Below are 11,901 nucleotides of genomic sequence, written 5' to 3'. Positions count from 1 at the left end.
CCGTGCGCCGCGCACGCGCGAAGCACGCTCCACGCTTCGACAGGACCGGCTTCCCGGTCGACGTCAAGGACCGGAGCGCCCGCCGGGACCGGCTGCGCAGCCGCGCCGTCACCACCACCGTCGTCGCCACGGTCGTCGCCGCTCCAGTGCTCGCGCTGTGGGCCGCCTACCGCGGCGCGCCCTTCACCGGCGAGTCGGACGGCAGGTCAATCTCCGCGGCCGACCGCGACGGGGATTCGGTGCTGCGCGGGAGGCCGTACGAGAACGCCGCCCAGGACGATTCACGCGGCCACGACGGCCACAGGAAGCAGCACGGCAAGAAGGACGCCGACTCCCGCAAGGGGAAAGGCCGTTCGGACGGCGACAAGAAGAACGGCGAGGGCGAGGGCTCGAACTCCGGCCGACTGAGCGTCGACGCAAGCCCGGTCGGCGGGTCGACGCTCATCAGGCTGACTGCGAAGGGGAGTTCACCGGTCCGCTGGTCGATGTACGGCGGCGCCTCCTGGCTGAGCTTCAGCCGTACGAGCGGTGTGCTGCGTCCCGGGGAGTCCGTCACCGTGAGGGTCTCCGTCGTACGCAGCCGTGAGCCCTCCCGCGCCTGGTCGGCCAACATCAGGGTGTCGCCGTCCGGGGCCGTCGTCACGATCCAGGGGCGTGGCTCGGGCTCAACGCCCCCCACCAGGCCGCCTTCCGACGATCCGACGACTCCCCCGCCCTCGGACCCGCCGCCTTCCGACGATCCGACGACGCCTCCGCCGTCGGATCCTCCGACTTCCGGCGAGCCCAGCCCTCCGCCGAGCTGAACTCGCCCCGCCTGCCGCTCAGTTCTGCGGATCGGCCGGGTGCGGGGCCAGCAGCGGCAGCGCAGGGAATCCCGCGGCGCGGGGCGTGGCCGCGGCGAGACGCTGCTCGCACAGCTCCGCGAGGCGCTCGTATCCCGCCGCGCCCATCAGCTCTGTCAGCTCCGGCTTGTACGAGACGTACACCGGCTCGCCCGCACCGTGCGCCGACGGTGCGGAGGTGCACCACCAGTGCAGGTCGTGCCCGCCGGAACCCCAGCCCCGCCTGTCGTACTCGCCGATCGAGACCATCAGCACTTCTTCGCCGTCGGGCCGCTCCACCCACTCGAAGGTCCGCCGGACCGGCAGCTGCCAGCACACGTCGGGCTTGGTCTCCAGCGGCTCCCGGCCCTCCCGCAGCGCCAGCATGTGCAAGGAGCACCCTTGGCCGCCGGGGAATCCAGGCCTGTTGTGGAAGATGCAGGCACCGTCGAGGCGGCGCGTCTGCAGCGTCGGCCCCTCGTCCTCGTCCTCTTCGTCGTCGTCCTCGTCGACCTCGGCCTCCTGCATCCAGCCGTCGGCCGTGCCTTCGGCGTGGAACTGCCAGATCTCCGGTGTGAGCCGCGCCACATGCGAGGCCACGCGCTTCTGGTCGTCCTCGTCGGCGAAGTGGGCGCCGAGCGTGCAGCAGCCGTCCGTCGCGCGGCCCGCCTCGATGCCCTGGCAGCCCTGCCCGAACACGCAGTTCCAGCGTGAGGTGAGCCAGGTCAGATCGCACCGGAAGATCTGCTCGTCGTCGGCGGGGTCGTTGAACTCGACCCAGGCGCGCGGAAAGTCCAGGCCCGTCTCCTCCTTGCGGGGATCGGCCGGGTCCGGAGCTGGGGGCACGGCCGGTGAGGACGCCACCTCCCGCGAGACGGGTGCCGGCACCGCCACCGGTGGTGCCGGTGGGGCGGTCTGTGCCGCCTGCTCCAGCTGTACTGACCTGTCCTGCTTCTGGCGCTTCGCCGCTTTCGTCTTACCCACGTGCCCCAGGGTAACCGTGGCACCGTCAGATACAGCTAGCGTTCACCCCATGAGACTTGGTGTCCTCGACGTGGGCTCGAACACGGTCCACCTCCTCGTCGTGGACGCGCACTCCGGCGCGCGTCCACTGCCCGCCTACTCCCACAAGGCGGAGCTCAAGCTCGCCGAACTCCTCGACGCGGACGGCGCGATCAGCCCCGACGGGATCGACCGCCTCTCCCGCACGGTGGCCGACGCCCTCCAGGTCGCCGAGGACCAGGGCGTGGAGGACCTGCTGCCGTTCGCCACCTCCGCCGTACGCGAGGCGGCCAACGCGGAACAGGTCCTGGCACGCGTCGCCGATGAGACGGGCGTCAAGCTCGAAGTGCTCTCCGGCGAGGACGAGGCACGCCTGACGTTCCTGGCCGCGCGCCGCTGGTTCGGCTGGTCCGTGGGGCAGTTGCTGCTCCTGGACATCGGCGGCGGCTCCCTGGAGATGGCGTCCGGGCAGGACGAGGAGCCCGATGTCGCCGTCTCCCTCCCGCTGGGCGCGGGCCGGCTCACCGCGGGATGGCTGCCGGAGGACCCGCCGGACACCTCCGACGTGCGGGCGCTGCGCCGGCACGTGCGTGCCGAGATCGCCCGCGTCGCCGGTGAGTTCAACCGTTTCAATCCGCCGGATCACGTGGTCGGCACCTCCAAGACGTTCAAGCAGCTCGCACGCATCACGGGCGCCGCCCGTACAGCTGAAGGCCCGTACGTGGAGCGGAAGTTGACGCGGGCGTCTCTGGAGGAGTGGGTGCCGCAGCTCGCAGACCTGCCGGCCGCGGAACGTGCCGAGCTCCCCGGGGTGTCCGAAGGCCGTGCCCGTCAACTCGTCGCTGGAGCCCTGGTCGCGGAGGGCGCTCTGGAGATCTTCCGCGTCCAGGAGGTGACGATCTGCCCCTGGGCGCTGCGTGAGGGCGTGATCCTGCGGCGCCTCGACCATCTGCGTCGCGCGTGAGATCCCTCACGGGCGTGGGCGCCCCGCCGGCCACCCCCAGAGCTCCGGCGGGCCCGCGCGGCAGCGTCGTGACCAGCAGCGTGATCATCAGGTGTGGCGCTCCGGGGGGCCTGCCGACCACGTCCCGGAGCCCCGGCTGATCACACTGCCGGAGCCTTAGGCTGTCTGCTGTGGCTCAACCTGCTGTGCGCGTACCCGATACGAAGGTCGCCCTGTCCACGGCCTCCGTCTATCCGGAGTCCACTGCGACGGCCTTCGAGATCGCTGCGCGCCTCGGCTACGACGGGGTGGAGGTCATGGTGTGGACCGACCCGGTCAGCCAGGACGTCGAAGCCCTGCGCCGCCTCTCGGACTTCCACGGTGTGCCCGTCCTCGCCGTGCACGCCCCCTGCCTGCTCATCACGCAGCGGGTCTGGTCCACGGACCCGTGGGTGAAGCTGCAGCGGGCACGTACCGCGGCTGAGCGGCTGGGCGCGTCGACGGTGGTGGTCCACCCGCCCTTCCGCTGGCAGCGCAACTACGCCCGGGACTTCGTCAGCGGCATCTGGCGGATGGCCGGGGAGACCGACGTGCGCTTCGCCGTCGAGAACATGTTCCCCTGGCGCTACCGCGACCGCGAGATGATGGCCTACGCCCCCGACTGGGACCCCACCCAGGACGACTACCGGCACTTCACGATCGACCTCTCGCACACCGCGACCTCGCGCACGGAGACCCTCGCCATGGTGGACCGCATGGGCGACCGTCTCGGCCACGTGCACATCGCCGACGGCACCGGCTCCAACAAGGACGAGCACCTGGTTCCGGGCCGGGGCACCCAGCCGTGCGCCGAGCTGCTGGAGCGGCTGGGCGCCAACGGCTTCGACGGCCACGTCGTCGTCGAGGTCAACACCCGCCGGGCCATGTCAGCGGCCGAGCGTGAGACCGACCTCGCCGAGGCGCTCGCCTACACCCGGCTCCACCTCGCCTCCGCGGCCGTAGGGGGAGCGCCCCCGCAGAGGCAGCGGTGAGCGCCGAGGGGCCGGTACGCAGACGCGGCCGTCCGGCCTCGTCGGAGAAGGTCGCGGGCGAACCGGCGACGCGCGACAGGATTCTCAGCTCGGCACGGACGGAGTTCGCCGAGCGCGGCTACGACAAGGCGTCGGTCCGTGCCATCGCACGGGGCGCCGACGTGGACCCGGCACTGGTCCACCACTACTTCGGCACCAAGGAGCAGGTCTTCACCGCGGCCGTCATGGGCGCCTTCGCACCGGCCGTCGGGCTGCCCGACCTGCTGCTCTCGCAGGACCGTGAGGACTGGGGCCGGCAGCTCGTCGGCTACTTCTTCGGCATCTGGGAGGACGCGGTCACCCGTGATCCGCTGCTGGCCATCATGCGTTCCGCGGTCAACAACGAGAGCGCCGCGACGATCTTCCGCGGGCTCATCGGCCGCAACATGGTCCAACGAGTCGCCCGAGGCCTGGAGGGCCCGGACGCGGAACTGCGGGTGGAGCTGGCGATGTCCCAGCTCGTGGGCATGGCCCTGCTGCGCTACGTGGTCAAGGTGGAGCCTCTGGCGTCCCTGCCTCCGGAGGAGCTGACCGGACGGCTCGCGCCCGTGGTGCAGCGGCATCTGACGGGCTGAGCGGTCCGGCTGATCAAGAGACGCCGTCCCTGCGGCGCATCCGGTCGGGCCGGCTCAAGGAGCGGTCAGCCGATCTCAGAATGTGGTCTTGAGGTCCAGATCCCGGGCGCGTGGGCGTAGTCTCGAAGGTCACCGCATGTGCGAGCTGCCCCGCCGCCCAGGCGCACGGCATAAGGCCGCCCGGGCGAGGACACCGGCAGCGCACACCGGACGACACCACGCGTCGTCGGAAGGCGCACGCACCGTACAAGGGGAGTGCCACCATGCCCGAGCTGAGGTCACGCACCGTCACCCACGGCCGCAACATGGCGGGCGCCCGAGCCCTCATGCAGGCCTCGGGCGTAGCGCGCGAGGACTTCGGCAAGCCGATCATCGCGGTCTCCAACAGCTTCACCGAGTTCGTGCCGGGCCACACGCACCTCCAGCCGGTGGGCCGGATCGTGAGTGATGCGATCAAGGCCGCGGGCGGCATCCCGCGCGAGTTCAACACCATCGCCGTGGACGACGGCATCGCCATGGGTCACGGCGGCATGCTCTACTCCCTGCCCTCCCGCGACCTGATCGCGGACTCCGTGGAGTACATGACGGAGGCGCACTGCGCCGACGCCCTGATCTGCATCTCCAACTGCGACAAGATCACGCCGGGCATGCTGAACGCCGCGATGCGGCTCAACATCCCCACGGTCTTCGTCTCCGGCGGCCCCATGGAGTCGGGCACGGCCACGCTCGTCAACGGGACGGTCCGCAAGCTCGACCTGATCAGCGCCATCGCCGAGTCCGCCAACGACAGCGTCTCGGACGAGGACATGCTCCGCATCGAGGACAGCGCCTGTCCCACGTGCGGCTCCTGTTCCGGCATGTTCACCGCCAACTCGATGAACTGCCTGGCGGAGGCCATGGGTCTGGCGCTGCCGGGCAACGGTTCGGTGCTGGCCACGCACACCGCCCGCAAGGCTCTGTACGAGGACGCGGGCCGTACGGTCGTCGAGCTGGCCACTCGCTACTACGAGCAGGACGACGACACCGTGCTGCCGCGCAACATCGGCGGCCGGGCGGCCTTCGAGAACGCCATGGCGCTGGACATCGCCATGGGCGGCTCCACCAACACGATCCTGCACCTGCTGGCCGCGGCCCAGGAGGCCGAACTCGACTTCACCATGGCGGACATCGACGCGCTCTCCCGCGCTCTGCCCTGCCTGACGAAGGTCGCGCCCAACGGCACGTACTACATGGAGGACGTGCACCGCGCCGGCGGCATCCCCGCCATCCTCGGTGAGCTCAACCGTGCCGGGCTGCTGAACGAGGACGTGCAGAGCGTGCACTCCCCGTCGCTGGCCGACTGGCTCAAGAACTGGGACATCCGCGGCGGTTCACCTTCCGCCACGGCCACCGAGCTCTTCCACGCGGCGCCCGGCTGCGTCCGCTCCGCCACCGCCTTCTCGCAGTCCGAGCGCTGGGACAGCCTCGACACCGACGCCGCCGGCGGCTGCATCCGCGACGTCGAGCACGCCTACTCGCAAGAGGGCGGCCTGGCCGTGCTGTACGGCAACCTCGCCGAGAACGGCTGCGTCGTGAAGACCGCGGGCGTCGACGAGTCGATCCTCACCTTCACCGGCCCGGCGGTTGTCGTCGAGTCGCAGGAGCAGGCCGTCGACGCGATCCTCAAGAAGCAGGTCAAGGAAGGCGACGTCGTCGTCATCCGCTACGAAGGCCCCAAGGGCGGCCCCGGCATGCAGGAGATGCTCTACCCCACCTCCTTCCTCAAGGGGCGCGGCCTGGGCAAGGCCTGTGCACTGATCACCGACGGGCGTTTCTCCGGCGGCACTTCGGGCCTCTCCATCGGTCACGTCTCACCGGAGGCGGCGGGCGGCGGCACGATCGCGCTGGTCGAGACCGACGACGAGATCGTGATCGACATCCCGAACCGCACCATCGAGCTGAACGTGGACGAGGGAGTGCTGGCCGCACGCCGCGAGGCGCTGAACGGCGACTACTCGCCCACCGGCCGCGAACGCAAGGTCTCCACGGCCCTGCGTGCCTACGCCGCCATGGCCACCAGCGCCGACAAGGGTGCGGTGCGCGACCTGACGCAGCTCGGCGGCCAGAACGCCTGACCGGCACCACTCGAACCCCCGGGGCACCCCGATCGGGGGCGTGGGTGAAAACCCTGACCACGCCCCCAGATCCGCCCTTCCGCATTCCGGCGGCTCCCGCGCCGAGCGCATCATTCGAGGACGCTCCGCATCCCCTCCCGCCGCCACAGGAGCCGGCGGGACGGGGGAGAGCGGGGACCGGGAAGAGGGGGCGGCGAAGTGGATCAGGAACTGGTCGTAGCGGCGGCGGATCCGGCGGGAGTCTGGGCGGCGGCACTCGGCACGGCAGGCGTCTTCGTCCTGCTGATCGTGCTCGTCTGGCAGATCGCCGCGACCTGGCGCGCCCGCATGCTGGCCGCGCGCGAGGAGCAGTACAAGCAGCTGGCTCACAAGTACGCTCAACTGCTCGAGGACAACGTCGAGTTGCACCGCCGCAGCATCGAGGAACTCACTGCGGCCCGGCAGTCCATCGTCTCGCTGGAGAAGAAGATGATGCGCGAGGTCGAGTGACCCTCCGGACTCGCCGGGGCCGCCCGTACGGCTGCGAGACCGGTCACATCGGCGCGCGGCCTGCCCCGGCGGACCGCGCGGACGGTGAAGCCACCTTCCCGGCACGGGAGTTGTGTTCCTCCTCCCACGCGGCCAGCGCCATCCCGCACGCGTGGTCGACGTGCCGCAACCCGGACAGGTTCAGCTCGACCGTACGAGCGGGAGGCAGCGCCTCCAACTGGTCCAGCAGCTTCGGCAGGCGCAGGAAGGTCGCGTTGCCCGTCACCCGTACGCGCAACGGCAGTTCCGTCCCCGCGTCCTCCGACTCGACCTGCACGTGCGAGATCTCCCAGGCCGACTTCACCACCGCCAGCAGCAGCCCGATCAGCACGCCCTCGAACATGTTGATCCCCACGATGGCGATCGCGGTGACCGCCAGCACCACCGCCTCCGCCCGGTGCTCCCGCCACAGCGGCACGAGCTCCCGAACCGGAATCAGCTTCCAGCCCGCATGCACCAGCACACCTGCGAGGGCGGCGACCGGGATCATCCCCAGCGCGGCCGGCAGCGCGGCCACGAACAGCAGCAGCCACACCCCGTGCAGCACCCGCGAGAGCTTGGTTCGCGCGCCCGCTGCCACATTCGCCGAGCTGCGGACGATGACCGCCGTCATCGGCAGCGCGCCGAGCGCACCGCAGACCGCGTTGCCCGCGCCCTGCGCCATCAACTCCCTGTCGTAGTCCGTACGGGCACCGTCGTGCAGCCGGTCCACGGCGGCCGCGCTGAACAGCGACTCGGCAGAGGCGATGAGGGTGAAGGCGAGCACCGTCGCCGGTACGCCGAAGGACGCCAGCGCCGCGAAGTCACCGGTCCCCGGCGGCTGTACGGCCTCCAGCAGGCCCTGCACCCGCACCCGGGCGATCGGCAGATCGAGCACCACGGTCACCGCTGTCGCCAGCGCGACGGCGGTCAGCGGCGCGGGCATCACCTTGGCCGCGCGCTTCCACTTCGGCCAGGCGACGAGCACCAGGACCGTTCCCACTCCGACACCGGCCGCGGTGAGCGCCGTGCCCGAGGTGAGCAGTTCGGCGCCGAGCGCGGGCAGCCCCATGAGCTTCCCTGGCCCGGTGCTCGGCGCCTCCACGTCCGCCAGCGTGTACACCTGACCTGCGATCAGCACCATCCCGATCCCGGCGAGCATGCCCTGGACCACTGCGACGGAGATCGCCCGGAACCATCTGCCCAGCCGCAGCGCGCCCATCGCCAGCTGAAGCACCCCGGCACACAGCACCAGGACACCGAGCACGCCCAGCCCGTAGGCCTGCACGGCTTCGAAGACAAGCACGGTCAGCCCGGCGGCCGGGCCGCTCACCTGGAGGCTGCTGCCGGGCAGGAGCCCGGTGACCAGACCGCCCACGATGCCGGTGATCAGGCCGAGTTCGGCCGGCACCCCGGACGCGACGGCCACCCCCACGCACAGGGGAAGGGCGACGAGGAAGACCACGAAGGACGCGGTGACATCGGCCCGCAAGGTGGTGCGGATCTTGGATTTCGTTCGCATGGGTCGCCTCCATCCCGCCTCACCGCACGGTGCTCGTGCGGGGCGGGGAGTTCAGTTCGCTGCATGGGAGGGATCACGGGCGCGTCGGCACCCTTACTGCCTGTCCGGACGGCAGCCCGGAATCAGCGCCGGTGGGCGCGGGGGATCAGCAGCGGAACGTCTGAAGGAGGAGCGGCAACCCGACGGATCTCGCCTTGGGCGCGCTTTCACGTACGGTGACGGATCTTGCTCCGTCACGAGCATGTCCCCAGCGGGAATCGCAACCGCACACATGTCCGGTAAGGGGCGCCGACGACGGAACGCTGACCGAGTGGCGGGCGCCGCGCCGCGGCCGGCAGTCGTCCTCCGCCGGCCCCGGGGACTGGATCACGGGCGCTGACGGCGCCTCGGCCGAAGTGACCGTGCGGGCGCTCTCGGGAACTACCTGCGCAGATGCACACTCGACGGACAGGAGGGTGGCGATGAGCAGGGTGACGGCCGCGATCAGCGTCCGCATGACGTGCCTGCTCGGCCCCATCCGCTCTCCCTCGGTCCGGGTGGTGGACATGAGGCTTCATTGTGTCCATTCCCGTGTGCGCATTTGCAAGTCGGCACATGCACGGTGAGTGAAAACCGCCGTACAGATGGCTGCATTCAGGCCTTGTGGATCAAGACCGCCCGTCGCCGCACGCAGGTCGCGTGCACATGCCGCTTGACGGTGCCGCACAGCCGGTCGCATTATTCATCGCATGATGAATAAACGCCCACCCGTGCGCACCACGGCACCAGCACCTCACGGGACGGCGTCGTCGGCCCCGGCCGTCCACGCGGAGCACCTCACCGTGGTCCGCGGCAGCCGTACGGTCATCGACGACCTCTCCTTCGACGTCGCCCCGGCCACCGTCACGGGTCTGCTCGGCCCGTCCGGCTGCGGCAAGTCCACGCTCATGCGCGCCGTCGTCGGCACCCAGGCCAAGGTCACCGGCACTCTCGACGTCCTCGGCAGTCCCGCGGGAGCCGCGCCCCTGCGGGCGAGCGTCGGCTACGTCACCCAGGACCCCTCGGTCTACGGAGACCTGACAGCACGCCAGAACCTCGACTACTACGCCTCCGTGCTCGGCATCCCGCGCCGCGAACGCGCCGACCAGGTGACCCGCGCACTCACCGACGTCGACCTCATGTCGCACGCCGACGCCCTCACCGGCAACCTCTCCGGCGGCCAGCACTCCCGCGTCTCCCTCGCGGTCGCCCTGCTCGGCTCGCCCCGGCTGCTGGTGCTCGACGAACCCACGGTCGGCCTCGACCCCGTCCTGCGCCGCGACCTGTGGGACCTCTTCCACCGCCTCGCGGCCGAGCGCGGCACCACCCTCCTCATCTCGTCCCATGTCATGGACGAGGCGGACCGCTGCCAGAGCCTGCTGCTCATGCGCTCCGGCCGGCTGCTGGCCGCCGACACCCCCCAAGCGCTGCGCACCCGCACCGGCACCGACTCGGTCGAAGGCGCCTTCTTGCACCTGGTGGACGAGGCCCGCGAGGCCGAATCCAACTCCTGACCCGGCCTTCTCTCACGCACACCTCCTCCGGAGAGCACCTGCCATGAAGCCATCACGCACCCTCGCCACAGCCCGACGGGTACTCCGCCAGCTCAGCCACGACCCCCGCACCATCGCGCTCCTGCTGTTCGTCCCCGTACTGCTGCTCGTCCTCCTCTACTACGTCTTCGACGCCGACCGCCGCGCCTTCGACAGCATCGGCGCCTCCCTGCTCGGCATCTTCCCGCTGGTGACGATGTTCCTGGTCACCTCGATCGCCACCCTGCGTGAACGGACGTCGGGCACCCTGGAGCGGCTCCTTTCCATGCCGCTGGGCAAGGGAGACCTGATCGCCGGGTACGCCCTCGCCTTCGGGGTCCTCGCCATCGTCCAGGCCTCCATCGCCACCGGCGTCGCCGTATGGCTGCTGGACCTCAACTTCGCGGGTTCGCCCTGGCTCCTTCTCCTGATCGCGCTGCTCGATGCGATCCTCGGCACCGCCCTCGGGCTCTTCGTGAGCGCCTTCGCGGCGTCGGAGTTCCAGGTGGTGCAGTTCATGCCGGCGGTGATCTTCCCGCAGCTCCTGCTCTGCGGCCTCTTCGCGCCGCGCGACACCATGCAGCCCGTACTGGAGTACATCTCCAACGTGCTCCCCATGTCCTATGCCGTCGACGGCATGAACGAGGTCCTTCAGCACACCGACGCCACCGGCGACTTCGTCCGGGACATCGCCATCGTCGGCGGCTCGGCTCTTCTGGTCCTCTTCCTCGGGGCGGCGACGCTGCGGCGCCGAACGGCGTAGAGCCCCGGGTGAGGGGCGTCCGGCCGGTGGGCGCGGCGGGACCGGTGATGCGGAGGCGCACCGGGCATCCATCAGCCGGACGGTTCAACTCGGGCCCTCCCACCGGTGCGAGGATGAGCCGCAGCACGCGTACGCACTGGACGAGGTGAACCGCCCCATGACCCAGAAAGTCGCCGTCCTCGGCACAGGCAAGATCGGCGAGGCCCTGCTCTCCGGCATGCTCAGGGGCGGCTGGTCACCGTCCCGGCTGATGGTCACCGCCCGCCGTCCGGAACGCGCGGACGAACTCCGGGACCGCTACGGCGTCGAGTCGGTCAGCAACACGGAGGCCGCCGAGCGCGCGGACACGCTCATCCTCACGGTCAAGCCCCAGGACATGCGGACCCTCCTCGACGAACTGGCACCCCACACCCCCGTCGAGCGCCTGATCATCAGTGGCGCAGCCGGAATCCCCACCTCGCTCTTCGAGGAGCGCTTCCAGCCGGGTACACCCGTGGTCCGCGTGATGACCAACACCCCCGCCCTGGTGGACGAGGCGATGTCGGTCGTCTCCGCCGGTACGCACGCCACCGAGGAGCATCTCGTGCTCACGGAGGAGATCTTCAACGGCGTCGGCAAGACGCTCCGCGTCCCGGAGAGCCAACAGGACGCCACCACCGCCCTGTCCGGATCTGGGCCGGCCTACTTCTACTTCCTGGTGGAGGCGATGACCGACGCGGGCATCCTCCTCGGGCTGCCGCGCGACAAGGCACACGACTTGATCGTCCAGGCCGCGGTGGGCGCCGCCACGATGCTCCGCGACAGCGGCGATCACCCGGTGACGCTCCGCGAGAACGTGACCTCTCCTGCGGGCACGACCATCAACGCGATCCGCGAGCTCGAGAACCACCGTGTACGCGCCGCCGTGCTCGACGCACTTGAGGCCGCACGCGACCGGAGCCGTGAACTGGCCGCCGGGAAGGGCTGATTCACCTGCGCAGGAGCCTCTCCGGACCAGGTTTGGGGCACCTGCGAGCGTGGTGTAGGGTCTAACA

The 11,901-nt window shown here is 70.5% G+C and carries 10 protein-coding genes and 1 pseudogene; 9 read left to right on the top strand and 2 right to left on the bottom strand.

All coding sequences use genetic code 11. From position 1 onward, the window contains the following. Positions 1–803 (top strand): annotated as a pseudogene (locus H5J26_RS22655) (hypothetical protein); the annotation flags it as partial. A gap of 18 nt (positions 804–821) precedes the next feature. On the opposite strand, the gene H5J26_RS22650 reads toward H5J26_RS22655, so the two are convergent. Then, on the bottom strand, positions 822–1,805 hold the full coding sequence (locus tag H5J26_RS22650; RefSeq protein WP_419183837.1) for a hypothetical protein: 984 nt from the start codon (positions 1,803–1,805) through the stop codon (positions 822–824). 49 nt (positions 1,806–1,854) lie between these two features. Here H5J26_RS22650 and H5J26_RS22645 point away from each other — a divergent pair, with 49 nt between their 5' ends. From H5J26_RS22645 to H5J26_RS22625, 5 genes are all read left to right on the top strand, one after another. Continuing rightward, positions 1,855–2,787 carry a Ppx/GppA phosphatase family protein gene (locus H5J26_RS22645; protein ID WP_181767780.1) on the top strand — a complete coding sequence of 311 codons (933 nt, stop codon included), beginning with the start codon at positions 1,855–1,857 and terminating at the stop codon, positions 2,785–2,787. 170 nt (positions 2,788–2,957) lie between these two features. Continuing rightward, positions 2,958–3,797: a sugar phosphate isomerase/epimerase family protein gene (locus tag H5J26_RS22640; protein WP_181767779.1), complete on the top strand. Its 840-nt coding sequence runs from the start codon at positions 2,958–2,960 to the stop codon at positions 3,795–3,797. Continuing rightward, positions 3,794–4,411, top strand: a complete 618-nt coding sequence (locus H5J26_RS22635) for a TetR family transcriptional regulator (protein ID WP_181767778.1) — start codon at positions 3,794–3,796, stop codon at positions 4,409–4,411. The genes H5J26_RS22640 and H5J26_RS22635 overlap by 4 nt, the downstream gene beginning before the upstream one ends. Positions 4,412–4,674: 263 nt before the next feature. Then, complete coding sequence (gene ilvD / locus H5J26_RS22630; RefSeq protein ID WP_181767777.1) at positions 4,675–6,525, top strand: dihydroxy-acid dehydratase; 1,851 nt, start codon at positions 4,675–4,677, stop codon at positions 6,523–6,525. Between the two features lie 198 nt (positions 6,526–6,723). Next, a complete protein-coding gene (locus tag H5J26_RS22625; protein WP_181767776.1) occupies positions 6,724–7,014 on the top strand; it encodes a hypothetical protein in 291 nt (96 codons plus the stop codon). Between the two features lie 43 nt (positions 7,015–7,057). Here H5J26_RS22625 and H5J26_RS22620 read toward each other — a convergent pair whose 3' ends face one another. After that, positions 7,058–8,554: a SulP family inorganic anion transporter gene (locus H5J26_RS22620; RefSeq protein ID WP_181767775.1), complete on the bottom strand. Its 1,497-nt coding sequence runs from the start codon at positions 8,552–8,554 to the stop codon at positions 7,058–7,060. Between the two features lie 728 nt (positions 8,555–9,282). Here H5J26_RS22620 and H5J26_RS22615 point away from each other — a divergent pair. From H5J26_RS22615 to proC, 3 genes are all read left to right on the top strand, one after another. Further along, a complete protein-coding gene (locus H5J26_RS22615) occupies positions 9,283–10,086 on the top strand; it encodes an ABC transporter ATP-binding protein (protein ID WP_181767774.1) in 804 nt (267 codons plus the stop codon). Positions 10,087–10,129: 43 nt separating this feature from the next. Next, entirely contained in the window at positions 10,130–10,867 is a 738-nt protein-coding gene (locus H5J26_RS22610; protein WP_181767773.1) for an ABC transporter permease, read from the top strand. Positions 10,868–11,024: 157 nt separating this feature from the next. Next, complete coding sequence (gene proC, locus H5J26_RS22605) at positions 11,025–11,834, top strand: pyrroline-5-carboxylate reductase (protein ID WP_181767772.1); 810 nt, start codon at positions 11,025–11,027, stop codon at positions 11,832–11,834. Positions 11,835–11,901 lie beyond the last annotated feature (67 nt).

The sequence above is a fragment of the Streptomyces albidus (ex Kaewkla and Franco 2022) genome (assembly GCF_013870515.1).
Lineage (GTDB): Bacteria > Actinomycetota > Actinomycetes > Streptomycetales > Streptomycetaceae > Streptomyces > Streptomyces albidus.
Note: the sequence above shows the minus strand (reverse complement) of the source record. Positions and strands in the feature narration are given on the sequence as shown.

Excerpts from the sequence above, each read along its gene's own strand:
- H5J26_RS22645 (WP_181767780.1), top strand. The coding sequence starts at position 1,855 with ATGAGACTTGGTGTCCTCGACGTGGGCTCGAACACGGTCCACCTCCTC.
- ilvD (WP_181767777.1), top strand. The coding sequence starts at position 4,675 with ATGCCCGAGCTGAGGTCACGCACCGTCACCCACGGCCGCAACATGGCG.
- H5J26_RS22620 (WP_181767775.1), bottom strand. The coding sequence starts at position 8,554 with ATGCGAACGAAATCCAAGATCCGCACCACCTTGCGGGCCGATGTCACC.
- H5J26_RS22615 (WP_181767774.1), top strand. The coding sequence starts at position 9,283 with ATGATGAATAAACGCCCACCCGTGCGCACCACGGCACCAGCACCTCAC.
- H5J26_RS22610 (WP_181767773.1), top strand. The coding sequence starts at position 10,130 with ATGAAGCCATCACGCACCCTCGCCACAGCCCGACGGGTACTCCGCCAG.
- proC (WP_181767772.1), top strand. The coding sequence starts at position 11,025 with ATGACCCAGAAAGTCGCCGTCCTCGGCACAGGCAAGATCGGCGAGGCC.